Consider the following 22,187-nt stretch of genomic DNA (forward strand, 5'->3'; position numbering starts at 1 on the left):
TTTTCGATCCACTTCGACATACCCTATCGTATCGCAACCAATGTAGAGAAGCTATCTCAAAAACATTACATTTTATTTAAATATCCATGACCATTTATTTCATTGTGGTGATAAAGAAGACTTCCAACAGTGGGGGGCCTTTATCCCCCACTAATGAATAATTGAATCGGTACAAACAATCCAACTTTACCGTGTGATTTATCATCTAAAGTCGCAAAAATAACTCCAATTACCTCTCCATTCCGATTTAAGACAGGACTTCCACTATTTCCGCGATAGACAGGGGCGTTAATCATCACCACGTTTTCTTCCCAATCCTTTAACATGGTAGTGCCAACAATGTGTCCTTCATTAGCGATTCCATTAAATCGTAATGGATTTCCAATAAACTGTATTTCTTCTTCCTGAGCAAAGGAAGTATCTGATAAGGTTAAATATGGTAAGTCTTCTCCTTCAACTTTTAACAAAGCCATATCAATGGAAGGATATGCCGTTACTATTTCTGCTTCAAAAAGACCATTATCTGGAAAGGCCACTACGATTTCATCTTTATTTTCGATGACGTGATGATTCGTTAATATAAGCCCATCACTTGAAATAGCAAACCCAGTCCCCTTACTATTTTCAGATTCTACAACTACTACTGCCTTTTTGTATTGTTGAATATCTTCATCCTTAGACAAAGTTGCTGATGTCTTTAAAAAGTCGATTGCAAGGATGGAAAACGTTTCAGGAATCGTAGAAAACAGACTAAAAGCCATCATAACTGCAATTAGCCAAAACGCCCATTTCGGAAATGGGCGTTTTGGTGACTTGTGCTTTCTCATTTTCTCTCTTTCTAAAGCTTTTCTTCGTTCTTCTTGGACCAGTTCATACAACTCGTCATCATCGATTTCTTCATATAAATCTTCATCCATAATATCTGTTTTATCATTAATTTTTTTATCCATATATCACCTCGAGCAATATACGTTCATTCGTTTAAAAATGGTTCTTCCATATCTATTTTCATTATACCACATGTTATTTTTTAATTCTGTTAGACGTTAATTAATATTATCAAGATAAAATTGTTACGACTTTCTCACAAAATCTGATATTATTTTATTAAAGAAATGGAGTTGATCAAAATGCATCTTGATGAAATGTTAGAATTTAATAGGAAATTCGTTGAAAGCAAAGAATACGAAGCATACACAACGGATACATATCCTAATAAAAAGATGGTTATTTTCACCTGTATGGAATCAAGGCTGATTGAATTATTACAACGCTCCTTGAATATTCAAAATGGTGATGTAAAAATGGTGAAAAATGCTGGTGCCATCATCCGAAAACCTTTTGATAGTATTATGAAGAGTATTTTAGTTGCAATCTATAATTTAAAAGCTGATGAAGTAGTTGTAATTGGCCATCATGATTGTGGGATGTCGCATGTAAATGTTGATGCTTTAACAGATAATATGATAGAACGTGGAATTAAACAAGAGACGATTGACACACTAAAGCACTCAGGAATTGATTTTGATGATGAATTCCATGGATTTAATACAGTTGAAGAATCTGTAGAACAGAGTGTAGAAATAATACGTAACCACCCACTTTTACCTAAAGGAATTAAAGTTCACGGACTTGTAATCGATCCAGGTACCGGGAAAGTGGATGTAGTTACTAGAGAAGACTAATAAGAGAATTAATAAGTAAAAACAAAAAAACTATCGCAAAATGTTTGCGATAGTTTTTTTGTTTTTTACATAAAATGCTTCCCTCCTCCGCATACTATACCAATGAAGCTTCACGACGTGGAGGGCATGCGAATGAGAAAAAATCGGTTTATGAAAAAAGATAATATTTTTCCAATCACCGTTAAAGATCTAGAAGAATTATTAAATAGTAAATTTGAAAACAACCCAGACCTTTCTATTTCTAAATTTGAAAATAAGGGTAAAAAAGCGCTAATTTTCTATATTGATTACCAGGTTCAGGGAAACATGATGGAGGAATATTTATTAACGCCCCTTCTTGAGAAAGATATGAAATGGAATAATTCTACTATTTTAAACGAAATTCCTTTAAGCAATGGAAAAACACTCCAATCACTTGATGAGATACTGACGGATTTATTAATTGGTGGGGTATTTATCTATGTAGAAGGAGAAGATAGTGTTATTGGCTATCTTTTATTAAAAAAAGAAAAACGTTCTTTAGAACAGTCGGAAACGGAATCGGTTGTATTAGGACCTAAAATTGGCTTTACAGAGTCACTGGTTACGAACTTGAATATTGTTCGGTGGACGATAAGATCGAAAGACTTAGTTCTCGAAAGTTTCTTGGTTGGGGAACTAGAACCACGCGAAGTACGACTCATTTACCTGAAGTCTGTGGCTAATGAAACAGATATTAATACGATGAAACAAAGAATAAGTGAGTTGGAAATAGATGTAGTAGATGATAGTTCCGTATTAATGCAATATTTAGAGGATTCAACTTCTACTATTTTTCCGCAGTTCCTGACAACAGAATTGCCAGATCGTTTTAGTTACAGCATTAATCGCGGAAGAATTGGTGTATTAGTTGAAAATAGTCCTACAGCTTTCATTGCACCAACGACATTTTTTAGTTTTTTTGAATCAACCGAAGATCTTTATATGCGTTGGAATATTGGAACTATTTTAAGAGCATTACGATTTATTTCATTTATTCTTTCTACGATTATGACACCATTATACGTAGCGGCAGTAACGTTTCATTATGAAATTATTCCTATACCATTGTTAATAAACTTAGGTCAATCAAGGGCAGGAGTACCGTTTACACCAATAGTTGAAGTTTTGATTTTAGAATTCATAATGGAATTACTCCGAGAATCTGGAGCACGACTCCCAACTAAAATTGGCCAAACCATTGGTATCGTTGGTGGTGTAGTTGTAGGGACAGCAGCTGTTGAAGCAGGAATTACAAGTAATGTTCTGATCATCTTTGTTGCTCTTAGTGCTTTAGCATCGTTTTCAGCACCCAATTATTTGATGGGTACAGCAGCTAGAGCCATACGATTCCCAATGATCATACTTGGTGGAGTTTTGGGGATGGTAGGACTGGCATTCGGACTTTGTTTCTTAGTCATTCACTTATTAAAGATAACGTCACTAGGCAGACCTTATTTATCCCCTGTTTATCCATTGAGATTTCAAGACTTTAATAAAGCACTTTTTCGCTTACCACCACAATTTGAAAATAAGCGATTTAAGTCATACCGTCCAAAAGAATTAATTCGCTATAGTCGAGAAAAAGCTAAACAGAAAAAGGATATTGATGAGTAGGTGGAACGATGGATATAAATATTAAAATTAAAGATAATTTACAAATACAAGCTTTTTATATTTTCTTCGTTGTTGTATCTATTCAAATCGGAGTTGGTTTAATTGGGTTTCCAAGGCTTGTTATCATGGAAACCCTTCAAGACTCATGGATCTCCATTCTTATAGCTTACGCTTATATTGTTTGTGTCCTTATTGCAATGATACTTATTCTCAAACAGTATGATAGTTCCGATATTTTTGGAATCCATGTAGACATTTTCGGAAAATGGGTTGGAAAATTAATAGGAATGGTATTCATCATACACTTTGCTATTTCTATGTTCTCTGTATTAATTACATATATTGAGATTGTTAGAGTGTTTATCTTCCCGAATGTTTCCATTTTTATATTGAGCTTTTTAATCCTTTGTTTAGTCATTTATAGCGTTCTTGGCGGGATTCGGATCATTGTGGGGGTTTGTACCGTTTTAGGTATTTATTCCAATTGGATTTTCCTTCCACTTATTCAACCGACATTACAAATGGATATAACCCACTTTCAACCATTATTTGAAACGCCATTACCTAACTTATTAGAAGGAGCAAAACTGAGTGGATATTCATTCCTAGGTTTTGAAATGGTATTAGTCCTATATCCATTCATAAAAAACAAAAAAAAGATTACGTTCCCTCTATTTCTAGCTACTAGTTGGACAACCATTATCACCTTATTTGTCACGATGGTCGTTATGGGATATTTAAGTTACCGTGAAATAAGTATCGAGCAATGGGTTTTACTTATTTTATATAAGCTTCAAACTTTTTCATTTATTGAAAGGTTTGACTTTATCATTGTAGCCAGCTGGTTGATCATTATTATCCCAAATATGATTATACTTATGTGGGGAATAACGTATGGGATGAAACGAATGTATAAAATACCTCAGAGATATACACTTTATATCGCTTCTCTCATCTCACTTGCAGCTAGCCCATTTTTTTATGAACATTTTTTAATACAAAAAGTTATTAACCTCTCAGCTCAATTGGGATTTTGGCTTGTGTATGTTTATCCATTCATCCTATTGCCTATCGTTCTAATAAAAAAACGACTCTTGGAAAATAGGAAGTGATTATCATGCGAAAAAAAATTCACATTGGTTTAATAGGGTTGTATTTAGTTTTCCTTGTTGGTTGTATTGAAAAAGAGGCAATTGAGGATCTCGCCATTATTACTGCACGTGGAATTGATGTGGCGGAAGATGACAAAATTGAAAAAACGGTTAATTTCATGCGATTTGATCCTCAAGCAGACAGCATATATGGCACCGTTTCAGGAGAGGGTAAAACGCTAAAAGGGGCAAGGGAAGTAATTGCAAGACAAGTTAGTTTTAAATTAAGAGAAGGTCAACTTAAAACGGAAATTTATGGAAAGGAAATTGCTAAAAGAGGGATAAGTCCATATATAATGGCTTCCGCACGGGATGCACTCACATCTGATACGATGAAACTTGCGGTTGCAGAAGAAACCGCAAAAGAAATATTTTATGCAGATTCCGAAGAAGCAGCCTTGATTGGAAGGTTTTTAGATGAATTACTTGGAAAAGAAGCAAAATCGGGAAATATTCCTTCCTCTTCCCTGCAATTTTCTTCACGAAGATCCGCAACAACGGGTCAGGATGGAGTATTACCTATCATTGGTTTAAAGGGTGAGGTACCCGCCCTAAAAGGAATGGGTGTTTTTCATAATGATCACCTAGCATTGGAAATATCTCTTAAAGAAGGGCTATTATTGAAGATGATAATAGATGGTGTAAAAAATACACCATTAGAAATGACTATACCGTCAAAACCTGTTGAAAAATATCTTGACAAATCTCCTCTAATCCAACACGACCATAGCATGGAGGAAGATGTTCCATTAAATTTCCTTATCATTAAGGGAAAGAGTAAGACAAAAATGAAAAGCATAAAAGATTTAACGTATCAAACGGATATCCATATGACAATAGATTTGTCAGAATTATACGAGGAGCTTAGAATAAACAAAAGAGAGGTTACAAAAGCGCTTGAAAAAGCATTAGAAAAACAGTTTAAAAAGGAATATGAGGAATTACTAAAAAAAACACAAGAAGTTAATGCCGATCCATTCGGATATGGTAAGATATATCGAATAAACAAAAGGGAAAAATTAATAACGGAAAATGAGTGGGATGAGAAATATCCAAGAATATCTGTGGACTTTAATGTAAAAGTAGATATTATGCATACCGGAACAATAGATTAAAATAATACATCCCTTGTTAGGCTTAACAAGGGATGTTTAGTCTAATTATTTTCTTACTTCCTTAATAATTTCAATAACTCGGTCACGTGCTTTTTCACTTTTAAACTCTTTCATCTGATCCATCATGACTGGTGCAACTTTTTTCAACTGGAGTAGTTCTTCCACTAACTTCTCTTCTGTCAATTCCTCTTCCTCTAACACTTGAGCATAGTTTTTATTTTTAAAAGACCTGGCATTCACAATTTGGTCTCCCCTACTAGCTGCTCTAGAGAGAGGAATAAGTAACATGGGAATCCGTAAAGCCAAAAATTCAAAAATAGCATTCGATCCAGCCCTTGATAAGACAAAATCTGTTGCAGCAAATATATCTTTTAATTCTTCATTAATATATTCAAATTGAACATACCCTTTTTCTTTAATCGAATGATCTACCTTCTCTTTTCCACATATATGAATAATTTGAAACGCATGTAAAAGCTTAGATAAACTATTCCTTACCGTTTCATTAATTTTCTGTGAACCGCCACTTCCCCCCATGATGAGAAGCACCGGTTTTTCTTTCGTCAATCCTGCAAATTTTAATCCATTCTCTCGATTTCCTTGGAAAAGTTCCTCGCGAATGACGGCCCCAACATGCTCTGATTTATCTTTTGGTAAATACTGCATCGTCTCCGGGAATGTGGCTAATACTTTTTTTGCAAATGGAATTGATAGTTTATTCGCTAATCCCGGAGTATAGTCAGACTCATGGATAATGGTGGGAACACCACGAAGCTTGGCAGCCGCTACAACTGGCACGGACACGAATCCACCTTTTGAAAAAATAACGGATGGCTTTCGCTTCCCAATAATTCGATAAGCTTGCATCGTTCCTTTGAGCACTTTAAAAGGATCCTTAATATTTTCTTTTGAAATATATCTTCTTAATTTTCCTGTTGAGATTGGGTGATAGGTTACACCTATTAATGACGTAATTAAATCACGTTCAATTCCGTTGTGTGATCCAATATAATCAATTTCCCAGCCCTTTTCCTGATAGTAAGGAATGAGAGCTAAATTTACAATGACATGTCCGGCCGTTCCACCACCAGTAAATAATATTCGTTTCGTATTCATTTATGTACTTCCTTTCTTTCCGTAAATATCTTATGAGTTATCATGATTCCTATGCCTTAAAATTACTTGTAGAAAAGGAATGCTATATTATGTGTGAAACATCTTCTATAAAGAAGACTTCCCATCGGTGGGAGTTTTACTGCCCGTTTAGGTGGGACAAAAGAAAAATTCGAGCTAAATAGCAATCAATTCTATTATAGCGCAAATTACAGTAGCAAGGGAAAATCATCTCGTTGTATGTATTCTTTTTTTTCATCCAAAAAATTGACCACAAATTGTTATACAATTTATAGTCAATTTATATTACGCTTTTGTTCTTAATGCATTGGAAAGAAGATCATTTGTAGTAGAAAAATAAATCCAAACACGTAAATAATCCAATGAACATCCTTTCCTTTACCCCTAACTAATTTCAGGATAGGATAAATAATAAATCCAACTGCTATTCCAGTTGCAATACTAGATGTAAAGGGCATCATTAGGATAACAGCAAATGCTGAAAAAGCTTCTTCAAATTCTTGCCAATTTATTTTTGCTAATCCACCCATCATAAAACTTCCAACGATAATCAATACAGGAGCTGTAATCGCCGGAACACCTGCAATTACTTTGATAATAGGAGTAAAGAAAATAGAAGAGATAAACAATATAGCAACAACTACAGAAGTAAGTCCAGTCCTTCCTCCAGCAGCAACACCAGAAGTAGATTCTACATAAGCTGTAGAAGGACTTGTTCCAAACATGGAACCAACCGTTGTTGCAGTGGCATCTGATAGCAATGCTTCTTTAGCATGCTTCATTTTTCCATTTTTCATATATCCTGCTTGTTCAGCTACACCTACCATCGTTCCAGTTGTATCAAACAGTGTAACTAATAAGAATGCAATAATTACAGTATAAAGACCATTCGCAAAGACACCGGCAATGTCTAAATCAAAGAATACAGGGGATGGCGGGGTTTCGATGACTCCCTCAAAGTGTAATTGCCCGGTAAAAAAGGCAATAATACCCGTAGCCACCATCCCAAAAAATAATGCGCCTTGGACTTTTAATGTATATAAAATTAAAGTAATGAATAATCCAACAATCGCTAAAATAACCATTGGATTTGTCAAATCTCCTAACCCAATCACATTTGCTTCATTTGCACTAATGATTCCCGCATTTTTTAATCCAACAAATGCAATAAATAAACCAATTCCAGACGTAATTCCGTATTTCAATGAATTAGGAATGGCGGAGATAATTGTCTCACGTAATTTAGTAAAAGTTAATATTAAAAAGAGTATTCCGGCTAAAAACACCGCTCCAAAAACAACTTGATAAGATAAACCTTGTGTTACCACAACACTAGTGAAGTATGCGTTTAATCCCATTCCCGGTGCTATCGCTATTGGATAATTGGCAAGTAATCCCATCATTAGTGTTCCAACAACTGCAGAGATAACAGTAGCCATAAATACTTGTTCAAACGGAACACCCGCAGCTGATAAAATAGATGGATTAACAATAATGATATACGCCATTGTTAAAAAAGTTGTAATTCCCGCAGTCACTTCTGTTCGGATATTTGTATTGTTTTGTTTTAGTTTAAAGAAATTTTCCATATCAAGCACCTATCTTTCCGAATAATAAAACCAACATTTTATATAATATTCGTTTTTAACATAAATTGCAATGGAAAAGCCCTTTTTAGTTTGCCAAAAAGAACAAAGGCGTAAGCGCCCGTTTAGCGACGTACGGACTGGACTGAGCCGTAGGAGATAAAGGAAACACGACGAACGAAGTGAGTCGATGTTGACTTATCGCACGGAGGTGAAGGAAGTCTCGCTAGTCGCTGGGCGCTGGAGCCGGACGTGGCTATTCCGCGAATTAGTTATTGAGTTATTTTTATAATTTCCTAAAGAACAGAAAAAAACCCTCGTATTAACCAATAAGTCAATACGAGGGTTTTCGTACATGATTAACCTTCCAACAATAATGTTTCAGGATCTTCTAGCATTTCTTTCACACGAACTAAGAAACTTACTGCTTCTTTTCCGTCTACAATTCGGTGATCATAAGAAAGAGCAAGATACATCATAGGACGAACTTCAATCGTGTCATCAGGCATTACCATCGCACGTTTTTGTATACTATGCATACCTAAAATCCCTACTTGTGGTGCATTTAAAATCGGTGTAGACATCATAGAGCCAAAGATTCCACCATTTGTAATAGAGAATGTACCACCTTGTAAATCACTTAATCCTAATTTATTATCTCGAGCTTTCTTACCAAGGTCAGCAATTTCCCTTTCAATTCCAGCAAATGATAATCGATCTGCATCACGAACAACTGGTACAACTAGGCCATCATTCGTAGAAACAGCAATACCGATATCGTAGAATTTTTTCACTACAAGTTCATTACCTTGAATTTCCGCATTTAATAATGGGAATTCTTTTAACGCTCCTACTACTGCTTTAGTAAAGAATGACATAAATCCAAGTTTTACACCGTGTTTTTCAACGAATTTATCTTTTCTTTCTTTTCTTAGATTCATAATTGCCGTCATATCTACTTCATTAAAAGTAGTTAACATTGCAGATTCTTGCTGTACAGAAACAAGATTCCTAGCGATTGTTTGGCGGCGTCTTGTCATTTTAATACGCTCTACTGGTTTATCAAATTCCTGTTTAGAAACTTGTGCTGGTGCATCTTTCTTCGCCACTGTTTCTTGTTTTGGAGCTGCACTAGCTTGTGCGGTTGCTTCAACGTCTTCTGGACGCACTCGACCTAGTGGATCACGTGCAGTCACCGCACTTAAATCAATATTTAATTCACGTGCACGTTTTCTAGCAGCAGGTGTAGCGATAACGTCTGCTTGATTACCTACTTCCGCTTGGACTTGTGGAGCAGCTTTTACCTCAGTAGCTGGTGCAGCCTTTGTTTCTTCTTTTTGAGGAGCTTCAGCTTTAGCCGGTGCGGCTCCTGCCGTTCCATTTTCGTCTAATTTAGCAATAACATCTCCAACTGCTACATCGTTACCTTCTTCTTGAAGAACCTCTGTAATTACCCCTGAAAAATCTGAGTTTACTTCAACGTTTACTTTATCAGTTTCAAGTTCTACAATAGGGTCTCCCTTTTCTATCTTATCCCCTACTTTTACAAGCCATTCTGCGATAGTACCTTCTGTAATTGATTCTGCGAGTTCTGGAATTTTAATTTCTTGCACTGGATTTTCCTCCTTCAGGGTTAATTGCTTGTTGTATAATTTGATTTTGTTCAAATTTATGCACGTTTGGAAGTCCTACAGCTGGTGCTGATCGATCCGGACGACCAATATAACGTATTTTTTGACCATCCTTTAATAACGGACGTACATAATCATCGACAAAGTCCCATGCTCCCATGTTTCTTGGTTCCTCTTGAACCCAAACAATTTCTTCTAGATTTGGAAGTTCATTAATAATCTCTTCTAATTCTTTCTGAGGGAATGGGTAAATTTGTTCAAGTCGAACGATACGTAACCAGTCGTAGTTTTCACTTGATCCATCCATTGTTTCTTCAATATCTACCATGATCTTACCGGTACCAATTAATAAACGTTTTGCATCTTTGCTTATTGCAAAGTTTGGCTGGTTTCTCAATGATTTAAATTTAACATCTGTAAATTCTGCTGCTTCAGATGCCATTCTTGGATTACGAATCATACTACTCTTAGGTGTCATAACAACTAACGGTCTCGCAACATCTTCCCCACCTAATTTAGCTTGTCGGCGTATTAAATGGAAGAATTGTGCAGATGATGTAGGATAAGCAATAATCCAGTTATTTTCTGCAGCCATTTGCAAAAATCTTTCTAGACGAGCACTAGAGTGTTCTGGTCCCTGACCTTCAAATCCATGCGGAAGTAACATTACTAGATTCGATTTATCTCCCCATTTTGCACGGGCAGAAGAAATAAATTGGTCAAACATTACTTGCGCCACATTGGCAAAGTCTCCAAATTGAGCTTCCCATATAACTAATGTCTCTGGAGAATGAATGCTATATCCATATTCGAATCCTAGTACAGCTACTTCAGAAAGTGGACTATTTCTAATTTCGAATGTTGCTTTAGCATCCTCAATTCCATGTAACGGACAATACTTTTCACCAGTTTCTACATCATAAAGCACCATATGACGATGGGCAAAGGTACCACGTTCGGTATCTTGACCAGTGATACGAATTGGAATTCCATCTTTTAGTATGGAAGCATATGCTAATGCTTCACCCGTTCCCCAATCCGCTTTATTTCCCTCTTCAAGGGCATCTTCACGACGTTTTAATATTCTTTCTGTTTTCTTAAATCCTTTAAAACCTTCAGGCCGTTTTAACAAATCTTTATTAAGTTTCCTCAATGATTCTAGTTCGACGCCAGTTTCAAATTTATTTAAACCGTTTCTTAAAACACTTGGCATTGGGGTCGGTTCTGAATCTACCGAGTCATTTTCAATCATACTATTATATATTTCGCGAAACTCTTGTTCTACTTTATCCGTAATCTGCTTTATGTCACCTTCATTAATATATCCGTTTTTTTCCAATGAGGCAGCATATACATACGTTACGGAAGGACGATTATCTATTTCTTTATAAAGTAAAGGTTGTGTCGTCCTTGGTTCATCCATTTCATTATGACCATAACGACGGTAACCTACTAAATCTATTAAAAAATCCTTTTTAAATTTTTTACGGTATTCATAGGCAATTTTAATTGCGGACATACAAGAAATAGGATCATCTGCATTGACGCGAATAATTGGAATCTCAAAACCTTTAGCCATATCGCTAGCATACCTAGTAGAACGGCCATCTTCTCGATCCGTTGTATAACCTAATAGGTTATTAGCTATAATATGAACAGTACCACCAGTATGATATCCAGGTAATCCGCTTAAGTTTAGTGTTTCCGCTACAACGCCTTCTCCGATAAATGCAGCATCTCCATGAATAAGTACACTAAATGCTTTATCAACATCACGTTTTGGATAGCCTGCTTTACTTCTATCATCTTGTGCAGCTCGAGCCAAACCTTCTACAATTGGATTTACAAACTCTAAGTGTGATGGATTATGAGCTAAAGTTACTCTTGTTGTGTGATCTCCATTTTTAACTATTCTTTGAGCGCCAAAGTGATACTTAACATCACCTGTCCATCCATAATTAATTTTCCTTGAGCTTTCATCAGAAGGTATTAATTCTTTATCTGATGAATGATGAAATTCAGAGAAAATCTTATCGATTGGTTTTCCAAGCACATGTGCAAGAACGGAAAGGCGTCCACGGTGTGCCATACCCATCATAATATCTTCTACATTATCTTGATTACCAAAATTAACTAGTTCATCTAACATTGGTACCATCATTTCTAGACCTTGGATTGAGAATCGTTTCTGCCCTACAAATGTTTTTTGTAGAAATAATTCGAAACCTTCTACATGAGCTAATCGCTCTAGTAATTGAATTCTCTCTTCCTTTGATAATTCTAATCTAGCATTGCCAGATTCGATTAAATCAAATAACCATTTTCTTTCCTCATCGTTGTTTACATGATCATACTCAAATGTAATGGTTCCTGTATAATATTTCTTCAATGTATTGTATACATCTAAACCATTTTCAACTCCAGCTGGGGATTGTTCCCATAGCCAATTAGCTGGCATATTTCTTAAATCTTCTTCTGTAATACCATATGTTTCCGGATCAATCTCATGGGACATTGGGTCTTTATGTTGATATACAGGGTATATATCAGCTTCTAAATGACCATAACGACGAATAGCCTCAACAAGTTTCAATGCTGAGGTTAGCTTTTTCACATCAAAATTCGAAGGAGCATTAGGAGTCGCTATGTTTGTTGAATTTTCTATATTTTGCTGATTTAGCTTCTCAGGTGAACCATATTTTTCAAATATTTCCCTGATTGATGGTTCGACAGCTTCAGGATCTTTTTTAAATAATTCATATTGTTGCTGTACATACCCAATATTTGGGCCATAAAATTGTTCCCAAAATCCTCTAGCAGATTCTTCCAATCCTACTACCACGATGAATACCCCCATAAATACTTTCTCCGTTTTTGTAAACGGTTTATAATTGATTGATACTGCCCTTCACCAATAATATACATTATTTTATGGATGGATACAATAAATCCACACGATATTTGTAAAGAAAATGAATTGTCGTAATTATTGTATATTATACGAAATATAACTAAATATTCAATTTATATTTCATGTTGATTTTTAGTTAACATTGAAACCGTTTTGATTTATACTATATTATAATAGCATCTATATAAAGGAGGAAATACATATGAAGTTAGCTTTAATTTTAGGGGTAGCTCTTACATTTCTAGTTTCTATTTTCCAATCAGGATATGAAGCAAAACCGGGAGTTCCTAAAGATAATCAATAATACGAAAACCGCCATGTATGAAAACATGACGGTTTTTCTTATGTCAAATGCGTAAAATTCTGTTGCCTTAATGCTTCGTAAATAATGATTGCCGCTGTATTGGATAAATTCAAGGAACGTACTTTATCATTCATATGAATTCTTAAGCAGCGATCCTCTTTACCGATAAGCAATTCTTTTGGTATTCCATTTGTTTCCCTACCAAAAACGAAAAATATATCTATATTTTGGTCACTAAAATCATAATCCGTATAATGCTTCGTACCAAAGTTCTCAATATAATAAAATTCACCTTCAGGATATTTATCATAAAGCTCATCAAGTGAATCATATTCACGAATATCTACATTTTGCCAGTAATCAAGACCCGCACGACGAACCATTTTATCATCCGTAGAGAAGCCAAGTGGACGAATCAAATGAAGGGTAGTATCTGTTGCTAAGCATGTTCTTCCAATGTTCCCTGTATTAGCCGGAATTTCTGGTTGATATAATACAACATGTAAACTCACTTTTCTATTCTCCTATCCATTTAAGTACAACATCTATTATAACATTTCTACTCCCCAATACGGAAAAATTTATATTGTATATTCGGCGTATATGCCGTTGAATCTTCATAAGACCAATATCGATGCCTGCTATTATCCGTATGTGCATTTACTAAAGGCATTCCATATGCATCCTTACTTACAACGATTGTATTATGGTCCCATCTGTCATTTCCTTGAAAATCATAGCAAATAATATCACCTAATAAAAGGTCTTCAGGATTTTCTACTTCTCTTCCTTTTAAACCTTCTCTGGAACCACTCAAATACCAACGTAATGAATGTGCAACTGCCCAACTATAACTCCAATTATCTCCACTATACCACCAGCCTCTTTCACGAAAAGGTGCCCCTCGCATTGGTGCCCCACCAGCTCTAAGGCACTGAGAAACAAAATTGGTACAATCCACATCAAACACTCGGTATTCTGGATTATAACTATTCCACCAACGTTCTGCATATTGTACCGCAGCATGTCGATCATAAGAAAATCGCTCACCATTTCGTTCAGTTGTCTTATCTACACTTAAGGTGGGAATATCTTCAGAAACGGTATTGGTAACTATCTGTTTATGATCTACTATTTCGTTATCTATTAGTCTGAATTGATACGGAACAACCAGTTCTTCCAGATGAAAATTCTTTCCCTGTTTTATTAAGAAAGAGACATGAAATAAGTACTTATAAAGGGTTTTATTGTCATACTTCAACTTTTGAAAAACTTCTCCATTACCCTTCGTCTGTACAATTTTGGCATCTCTTTTTTCCCATAAAGCTTTTTTTCGTGCCCACCAATGATTGTTATTTCGTTCATTTTGAAAAAAGTCTAACCACCAATGTTTTACCTTTTCCATAAAAATCCCCTCCACTTTTAGTTTATGAAGGGATGGCTTGGTTAAAGTATAAATAGGCGGGATAAAATTAAAAACTTACTATAATATTTTCGTGTTTTAATAAAAACTCCTTCTTATCTAACCCCCCATTATAACCGACCATTTTTCCGTTTGTTCCGATAACACGGTGGCATGGAACTATAATAGAAAAGGGATTTTTATTAACAGCTCCGCCAACTGCACGAACAGCCTTGGGATTTCCGATCGCTATCGCTATGTCTTTATATGACCTTGTTTCACCAAACGGAATGATGTCATATAAGGAACGCCATACCATTCTTTGGAAAGGTGTACCATGAAACTCTAAATCGATTGAAAAAGTGGATTGTTTTCTATCAAAATAATTCTTTAACTCCGATTTAGCTTGTAAAAAAACCTTTGCATCTGGATAATGAATTAATTCTGTGCATGATAAATAACGTGTCATCCACTTATGATAGTATTCGGATAATTCATTCATTGAACCAAAATCCATTCGAATAAGTTTATCATCGTGTCCAAGTAAGGTCATCGGTCCAACAGGAGTATCGATTTCATCAAAATAAAGCTTCATAGTACCATAACCACCTTATCTACTTAAATAGCTGTTTCTGCAAATTCCAATCCTTTTTCCATTTCGTATTTTACTCGATCATCTTTCTCGACTTTTATAGCTTCTTTGATAGCTAAAAAAGCTTCTTCTGTTCCAATTTTACCTAGTGACCATGCGGCTGTTCCGCGAATGACTGGTCTTGGGTCGTTTTTCATCACTTCAATAATCTCTGTTACAGCAGTTTTGTCTTTATAATGGGCCAGTGCAATTAATGCGTTTCTTTGAAGTGGTTTCTTCCCCCGCCATGAACCTGAAATAGAACCAAATTTTTCCTTAAATTCACGATTTGAAATTCGCAACATAGGGATTAATTTCGGCTTGGATATTTCAGGATCCGGTTCGAACTCAGGATGTGTGTGAAAATCGATCCCTTTGTTTTTTGGACATACTTGCTGACATGTATCACAACCATATAAACGATTTCCGAGTTTTATACGAAATTCATCCTCTAAATAATCCTTTGTTTGCGTTAAAAATGCAATACACCTATTCGCATTAAGTTGTCCACCTTCCCCTACTAACGCTCCAGTTGGGCAAGCATCCAAACATTTTCTACAATCTCCACAACTATCTTCTACCGGATTATCTGGTATAAACGGAATGTTCGTTATCATTTCCCCTAAATAAACAAAGGAACCAAATTCAGGAGTAATGATGGATGTATTTTTACCACTAAACCCAATGCCAGCACGTTCCGCAACTGCACGATCAGATAACTCTCCAGTATCTACCATTATCTTTGTTATGGCTTCGGGTACCTTTTCATGAATAAAATCAGCTAATTTGTTTAAACGATCCCGTAAGACTTCGTGGTAATCAATTCCCCATGAAGCCCTAGCAAAAAGACCACGCCTTTCTTCCTTGGTACTTTTCGGTGCATTTTTCATTCGAGACGGATAAGCTAAAGCAATAGAAATAATCGATTGTGCTTCTGGAAGTAATCGTACCGGTTCTGTACGTTCTTCAATAGTTCCTTTTTCAAATCCAGATTGGTAATTTAATTCTTGTTGACGTCTTAAACGTTCCTTTAATTCGGTAAAAACATCCGCTGTAGCAAATCCAATTTTATCTATGCCTATCTTCATCGCATATTCTCTTATTTCCTGTTGTAGTTCTTCGGTGCGCATTTATTGAACCTCCCTTCTTCGATTTATTTTTATATAGTTCCAGAATACTACGGAAATTTTGCCTTTTTCAAGTTATGTATCTAGGTAAGATTATGGAGGTGTTTTCTTCGTAGGATATTTTTACATGTTAAAAAGTGGAAAAAAGGTCTAGGAAAGTGAAAAACGCAATACTTCGTAGCCCTTTTTACTACGAAACACTGCGTTACAACCTTATGTATGGAGCGGGTGATGGGAATCGAACCCACGACATCAGCTTGGAAGGCTGAGGTTATACCATTTAACTACACCCGCATATAATTAAATTATTAAACTAAACTCAATCACGACCAACATGCCTCTCCATCTACAAGCATATTCAGGGAAGTGAATACTTCGAGGCAACTCGTAGCGGATTCGGTGGATGTATCGCTCGTGGCTGAGGTTATACTATTTAACTACACCCGCATTTTTTGTTTATCGAACTAACAAAATATATTATAACAATCTAGCATACTGAATTCAAGAGGTAATTCTACATTTTTTTACAAAGTTTTTAAAAAACCTTAACTTTTTTGTAAAACTAGATATAATTGGTGACAAAATGTTACATGGATATGACAAGATTTGTTATCGACCCGCTTTGGAAGAAGTGATAAACTAGATTTACTTGGGAGGGGAAAGTATAAAATGGCTATATATCCTATTATTTTGACTCAGACTAAATTCATGCATCACGATCATTTAAAGTATCCATTTGAAGAAAGAGGCTTACAGTTTGGGGATGGAATTTATGAAGTGATTCGCATTTATCAAGGTGAGTATTATTTATTTGAAGAACATGTAGATCGTTTATATCGTTCTGCGGAAGCAATTAAACTAACATTACCTTTTTCAAAAGAAGAATTAAAAGATTTATTACTAGAATTAATAAATAGAAATAAAATGAAAAAGGACGGAAAGTTATACCTTCAAGCAACACGCGGTTCAGCTCCAAGGGATCATATTTTTCCAAAAGACGTTCTTCCAAATATTTATGGATACATCCAAGAATTACCTCGTAACGTAAATAATTTAAACAATGGAGTAAAAGCTATAACAGAGCGAGATACAAGATGGGAAAATTGCTATATTAAAAGCTTAAATCTTTTACCTAATGTTCTTGCGAAACAAGAAGCTAGTGAGAATGGCTGTTATGAAGCGATTCTACATAAAGATGGGAAAGTAACGGAATGTAGTAGTTCAAATGTGTATTTAGTGAAGAACGGAAAAATATTCACTCACCCAGCTACAAATAACATTCTTCATGGTTGTGTTAGAATGGCTGTTGAAAGATTTGCTAATGATCTAAACATCGAATTCATTGAAGATGCCTTTTCTATTGAAGAAATTGCTAATGCAGATGAATTATTTTTATCAAGTAGTACGTCAGAAGTTTTACCAATCATCCAAGTTGACAAAACGATTATTTCTGATGGAAAACCTGGTAAAGTAACAAGAATGCTTCAGGCAGCTTATGAACAAGATGCTAAACTAGCTAAACAAAGATTAGAATATTAATATCTATAAGGGAAATCGGGAGTGATGGACACTCCCGATTTCATTTAATTTAATTTACTTTTTCTGATTTCTAAGTATTCCTGTAGAGATAAGGTTTTATCTTGATGTTCATTAATATGGCATTCTACCATTGCGTCTAGCGTTTCTAAACTTGTGAAATATGGGATTTGGTATCTAACTGCCAATTCCCTTAGATAGAATCCGATTTTTTCCTTTTCTCTTCCTTGGTTCGGAATGTTTAACACAAGATCTGGCATATTCGTTTTCCAATAATTAAAGATTTCATCCTTATTATTAGAAAGTGGAAATGCATAGATTCCTTTTGTTTCTAAAAATTTTGCGGTACCTTCCGTTGCTACAAGTTGAGATCCTGCTTCTACAAACTTTTGAATAAGAGGTAAACTTTCCTCTTTTAATCGATTGGATATGGAAACAAATAACTGATTTACATTTCGAATATCACCCATTTGAGAAGCCACTTTTTGTAGTGCCTGATTATCGGAATAGCCTAAGCCAATAATTTCCCCAGTGGATTTCATTTCAGGCCCTAAGACATGGTCGACACCCTTTAGTTTACTTGCTGAGAATATGGGCGATTTGACCGTATAATAGGTTGGTTCGGGAAGTAAATCTAATTGATTTGTGATCTCCCTTAATGAATGACCTAATTGTGTTCTTACTGCCCACTCAACCATTGGAACACCTGTTACCTTGCTCATAATCGGGATTGTTCTAGATGATCTCGGATTGACCTCTAATACGTAGATAACATCCTTATGAATAACAAACTGAATGTTCATCATTCCAATAACTGGAACGATCTGACTTATCTTTTTAGCCATATCTATCAGTTGTTGTTTTACTTCTTCTGTTAAAGAAATTGGCGGAAATACCCCGATGCTGTCTCCAGAGTGAACCCCAGCACGTTCAATATGCTCAAAAATTCCCGGAACAACAATATCTGTCCCATCACTAATAACATCAATTTCGCATTCGACACCAGGCAAATATTGGTCAATAAGTAATGGCCAACAACGACCATTTGTATCCTTTTGAATACGCGATACATAGCTATATAATTCTTTTTCATTATTACAAATGAACATCGATTGTCCACCTATTACATAGGAAGGACGAATAAGAACTGGAAATCCTAAATCGTATATTGATTCTGACACTTCATCCAAAGAGTGAACGATATGTCCAGAAATGTGTGGGATACTCAGTTGATTTAGAAGCTCATAAAATTGTTCTCTATCTTCCATTTGGTCAATATGTTCTGGTAGTGTACCAAATATATGGATGCCCTCTTCTTTTAAATCATTAGCCAAATTAATGGCTGTTTGACCACCAAACTGAATAAGAACCCCTTCTACTTGTTCTTTCTCAATAACTTGAAGTACATCTTCTAATGCTAATGGTTCAACATATAATCGATCTGCTATGGAATAATCCGTACTTACTGTTTCGGGGTTATTATTAATAACAATTGCTTCATATCCCATTTCTTTCACAGCCCAAGCTGCATGAACGGAACAATAATCAAATTCTACCCCTTGTCCAATGCGTATCGGCCCAGATCCTAAAACAAGCACCTTCCTTTTATCATTGACTACTTCTACTTCGTCTTTTCCTTGCCATGTAGAATAATAGTACGGCGTTACTGCATCAAATTCGCCTGCACAAGTATCTACTAATTTATATGCTGGTTGTAAAGAAACCTCTTTATAATAGTCTCTTAGGTTTTTCGCAGATGTTCCTACAAGTTCGGCAATCCGGAGATCACTAATATGAAAACGTTTCGCTTCGATTAGCATTTCTTTCGGAACATTTGGCCACTCGTATTCGCTCAATTTCGTTTCAAACCGTACCATTCGTTCTATTTTTCGTAAAAACCAAAAATTGATATGTGTCCTATTCATGATTTGCTCTATGCACATTTCGCGCCCGAAAGCCTCCACGATAGCAAACAGTCGCAAATCATTTGGTTTAGTGAGTAACTCTAAAATTTCATCGTTTGTTTTTTCATTCATTCCAGGCCACTTCAAACTATACATATTCATTTCAAGCGATCGAATAGCCTTATTTAATGCACCTTCAAAAGTCCGATCTATGGACATGACTTCCCCAGTAGCTTTCATTTGTGTCCCCAATGTACGATCCGCTTCTGTAAATTTGTCAAACGGAAAACGTGGAATTTTTAAAACGACATAGTCGATTACTGGTTCAAACGATGCATAGGTATTACCTGTAATCGGATTAATAATTTCATCTAAATGCTGACCAATCGCACATTTAGTTGCAATTCTAGCAATTGGATATCCAGTCGCTTTTGATGCCAGTGCGGATGAACGACTAACACGTGGATTAACTTCGATAATACAGTATTCTTTAGATTCTGGATGAAGAGCAAATTGAATATTACATCCTCCAACTACACCTAATGCACGTATTACTTTTAAAGAGGAAGTACGGAGCATTTGGTATTCTACATCTGTCAGAGTTTGCGAAGGAGCAACAACTATGGAATCCCCAGTATGTACACCTACCGGGTCAACGTTTTCCATATTACAAATAATCACGCATGTATCATTGGAATCCCGCATTACTTCATATTCAATTTCTTTCCAACCTTTAATACTCTTTTCAACTAATACTTGGTTAATCGGACTTAAGCTTAGGCCATTTTTGAGAAGTGCCGTAAACTCTTCTTCATTATAGGCAAAACCTCCCCCTTCTCCGCCAAGCGTGTAAGCTGGTCTGAGGATAACTGGGTAACCAATTTGTTTGATGAATTCCAAACCTTCATCTAACGTTTCCACGATTTGGGATTCAGCAATTGGTTCACCAATATCAATCATTAATTGACGGAATTTTTCTCTATCTTCCCCTTTTTGAATGGAGTCAACAGAAGTTCCCAATAATGTTACATTGTATTTGTCTAAAATACCTTCTTCATACAACTTGACCGTTAAATTTAAACCCGTTTGTCCTCCTAGCGTTCCAATTAAACCATCTGGTCTTTCTTTGGCAATAATTTTTTCTAAAGAATCAATGGTCAAAGGTTCCATATATACTTGGTCAGCAATCGACTCATCTGTCATAATCGTTGCTGGATTATTATTAACAAGTACCACTTCTATACCTTCTTCTTTTAAAGCAAGACATGCTTGGGTACCAGCATAGTCGAATTCCGCGGCTTGCCCGATAACAATCGGACCCGAACCTATGACTAATACTTTATTTAATGATTTATGCTTCGACATACTCTTTCCCTCCTGAAGAAATCACCTGCTGCATGAAATCAGCGAAAATATATTCTGTATCACTTGGCCCAGGATGTGCTTCAGGGTGGAATTGAACAGATTGAATGGGTAAGTGTATATGTTTTATTCCTTCAACAGACTTATCATTAACATTTCTAAACCATACTTGAAATTCATTTGAATCTATACTGTTATCAATGACAGCATATCCATGGTTTTGTGACGTTATATAGACTTTTTTAGTTTCCATCTGTTTTACTGGGTAATTTCCTCGATGCCCAAATGATAACCTTTCTGTTTTTGCACCATAGGCTAAAGCAATCAGTTGGTGACCTAGGGAAATTCCAAGAGTAGGATAATGTTGGGTTAATTTCTTAATGGTTGAAAGTACCCCATTTAATTCTTCAGGATTCCCTGGTCCACTACTAATTAAGATCCCATCAGGATGTAAAGCGTTTATTTGTTCGAAAGGAGTGTTGTATGGAACAATCGTTACCTTACATTTTTCTTTCAACAGTACTTGAAGTAATGATTTTTTATAACCGAAATCAAGAATGACTACATGATGGTCTCCATCCCCATAAACTTCTGGCGCTTTAACGGAAACTTTACTAACTAATTCTATGGAATCCTTGCTTTTCCAATTACTATTCGTATACCCTTCTTGCTTCGTAATGGCTCCTTTTACAGTCTTATATTTTTTAATAGTTGCAACTAAAGAACGTGTATCAATATTTACTAATCCAGGTATATTAGATTTTTTTAATTGCTCAGAAATCGTTGTAGTAGATTGATAATGGCTAGGCTCATCACAAACATCATTTATAATAACAGCTGAAACGGCAATATCATTACTTTGATCATCATGTATATTGATACCATAGCTACCTACAGTTGGGTAAGTAAATGTTAATATTTGACCTTGATAAGATGGATCTGTTAACATTTCTTGATATCCGGTCATGCTCGTATTAAATATAACCTCCCCTTCCGCTTCTATGTCTGCTCCTAACCATTCTCCTACGAATGATTCGCCCGTCTCTAACACAAGGTATCCTTTAGTCATGATG

16 protein-coding genes and 1 tRNA gene are annotated in these 22,187 nt (G+C 35.6%); 5 read left to right on the forward strand and 12 right to left on the reverse strand.

Going from position 1 to position 22,187, the window contains the following annotated elements; all coding sequences use genetic code 11:
- Positions 1 to 140: 140 nt before the first annotated feature.
- Complete coding sequence (locus ACFQ18_RS11915) at positions 141 to 950, reverse strand: S1C family serine protease (RefSeq protein WP_204798400.1); 810 nt, start codon at positions 948 to 950, stop codon at positions 141 to 143.
- A gap of 180 nt (positions 951 to 1,130) precedes the next feature.
- On the opposite strand from ACFQ18_RS11915, the gene ACFQ18_RS11920 reads away from it, so the two are divergent.
- From ACFQ18_RS11920 to ACFQ18_RS11935, 4 genes are all read left to right on the forward strand, one after another.
- Positions 1,131 to 1,685 (forward strand): beta-class carbonic anhydrase, encoded by a 555-nt coding sequence (locus tag ACFQ18_RS11920; RefSeq protein WP_047185258.1) that lies wholly within the window; start codon positions 1,131 to 1,133, stop codon positions 1,683 to 1,685.
- Positions 1,686 to 1,817: 132 nt separating this feature from the next.
- The gene (locus ACFQ18_RS11925; RefSeq protein WP_204798401.1) at positions 1,818 to 3,320 is read left to right on the forward strand and encodes a spore germination protein; all 1,503 of its coding nucleotides are present in this window, start codon (positions 1,818 to 1,820) and stop codon (positions 3,318 to 3,320) included.
- A gap of 8 nt (positions 3,321 to 3,328) precedes the next feature.
- Positions 3,329 to 4,432 (forward strand): GerAB/ArcD/ProY family transporter, encoded by a 1,104-nt coding sequence (locus tag ACFQ18_RS11930; protein WP_145524111.1) that lies wholly within the window; start codon positions 3,329 to 3,331, stop codon positions 4,430 to 4,432.
- Positions 4,433 to 4,437: 5 nt separating this feature from the next.
- Positions 4,438 to 5,586, forward strand: a complete 1,149-nt coding sequence (locus ACFQ18_RS11935) for a Ger(x)C family spore germination protein (protein WP_204798402.1) — start codon at positions 4,438 to 4,440, stop codon at positions 5,584 to 5,586.
- Between the two features lie 45 nt (positions 5,587 to 5,631).
- Here ACFQ18_RS11935 and ACFQ18_RS11940 read toward each other — a convergent pair whose 3' ends face one another.
- The 9 genes from ACFQ18_RS11940 to ACFQ18_RS11980 form a co-directional block, all read right to left on the reverse strand.
- Positions 5,632 to 6,702, reverse strand: coding sequence for an undecaprenyldiphospho-muramoylpentapeptide beta-N-acetylglucosaminyltransferase (locus ACFQ18_RS11940; protein WP_047185254.1), 1,071 nt, complete (start codon positions 6,700 to 6,702; stop codon positions 5,632 to 5,634).
- A 317-nt stretch (positions 6,703 to 7,019) separates the two neighbouring features.
- Positions 7,020 to 8,309 carry an NCS2 family permease gene (locus ACFQ18_RS11945; RefSeq protein WP_060667499.1) on the reverse strand — a complete coding sequence of 430 codons (1,290 nt, stop codon included), beginning with the start codon at positions 8,307 to 8,309 and terminating at the stop codon, positions 7,020 to 7,022.
- 356 nt (positions 8,310 to 8,665) lie between these two features.
- Entirely contained in the window at positions 8,666 to 9,919 is a 1,254-nt protein-coding gene (odhB, locus tag ACFQ18_RS11950) for a 2-oxoglutarate dehydrogenase complex dihydrolipoyllysine-residue succinyltransferase (RefSeq protein ID WP_060667500.1), read from the reverse strand.
- The gene (locus ACFQ18_RS11955) at positions 9,906 to 12,794 is read right to left on the reverse strand and encodes a 2-oxoglutarate dehydrogenase E1 component (protein WP_047185251.1); all 2,889 of its coding nucleotides are present in this window, start codon (positions 12,792 to 12,794) and stop codon (positions 9,906 to 9,908) included. Before ACFQ18_RS11955 ends, odhB begins: the two co-directional genes overlap by 14 nt.
- 396 nt (positions 12,795 to 13,190) lie before the next feature.
- Complete coding sequence (gene trmL / locus ACFQ18_RS11960) at positions 13,191 to 13,664, reverse strand: tRNA (uridine(34)/cytosine(34)/5-carboxymethylaminomethyluridine(34)-2'-O)-methyltransferase TrmL (protein ID WP_047185250.1); 474 nt, start codon at positions 13,662 to 13,664, stop codon at positions 13,191 to 13,193.
- A 47-nt stretch (positions 13,665 to 13,711) separates the two neighbouring features.
- Positions 13,712 to 14,557: an amidase domain-containing protein gene (locus ACFQ18_RS11965; RefSeq protein WP_047185249.1), complete on the reverse strand. Its 846-nt coding sequence runs from the start codon at positions 14,555 to 14,557 to the stop codon at positions 13,712 to 13,714.
- Positions 14,558 to 14,624: 67 nt separating this feature from the next.
- On the reverse strand, positions 14,625 to 15,149 hold the full coding sequence (locus ACFQ18_RS11970) for a methylated-DNA--[protein]-cysteine S-methyltransferase (RefSeq protein WP_047185248.1): 525 nt from the start codon (positions 15,147 to 15,149) through the stop codon (positions 14,625 to 14,627).
- Positions 15,150 to 15,172: 23 nt separating this feature from the next.
- Complete coding sequence (queG, locus tag ACFQ18_RS11975; protein WP_204798403.1) at positions 15,173 to 16,315, reverse strand: tRNA epoxyqueuosine(34) reductase QueG; 1,143 nt, start codon at positions 16,313 to 16,315, stop codon at positions 15,173 to 15,175.
- Positions 16,316 to 16,532: 217 nt separating this feature from the next.
- Positions 16,533 to 16,606: transfer RNA gene (locus ACFQ18_RS11980), tRNA-Gly, on the reverse strand.
- 375 nt (positions 16,607 to 16,981) lie between these two features.
- Here ACFQ18_RS11980 and dat point away from each other — a divergent pair.
- Positions 16,982 to 17,851 (forward strand): D-amino-acid transaminase, encoded by an 870-nt coding sequence (gene dat / locus ACFQ18_RS11985; protein ID WP_047185246.1) that lies wholly within the window; start codon positions 16,982 to 16,984, stop codon positions 17,849 to 17,851.
- A 44-nt stretch (positions 17,852 to 17,895) separates the two neighbouring features.
- Here dat and carB read toward each other — a convergent pair whose 3' ends face one another.
- Positions 17,896 to 21,117 carry a carbamoyl-phosphate synthase (glutamine-hydrolyzing) large subunit gene (gene carB, locus ACFQ18_RS11990; protein WP_204798404.1) on the reverse strand — a complete coding sequence of 1,074 codons (3,222 nt, stop codon included), beginning with the start codon at positions 21,115 to 21,117 and terminating at the stop codon, positions 17,896 to 17,898.
- A complete protein-coding gene (locus ACFQ18_RS11995; RefSeq protein WP_047185244.1) occupies positions 21,104 to 22,183 on the reverse strand; it encodes a carbamoyl phosphate synthase small subunit in 1,080 nt (359 codons plus the stop codon). The genes carB and ACFQ18_RS11995 overlap by 14 nt, the downstream gene beginning before the upstream one ends.
- Between the last annotated feature and the right edge of the window lie 4 nt (positions 22,184 to 22,187).

Origin of the sequence: Oceanobacillus caeni (genome assembly GCF_042678465.1) — a bacterium.
GTDB classification, from domain to species: domain Bacteria; phylum Bacillota; class Bacilli; order Bacillales; family Amphibacillaceae; genus Oceanobacillus; species Oceanobacillus caeni.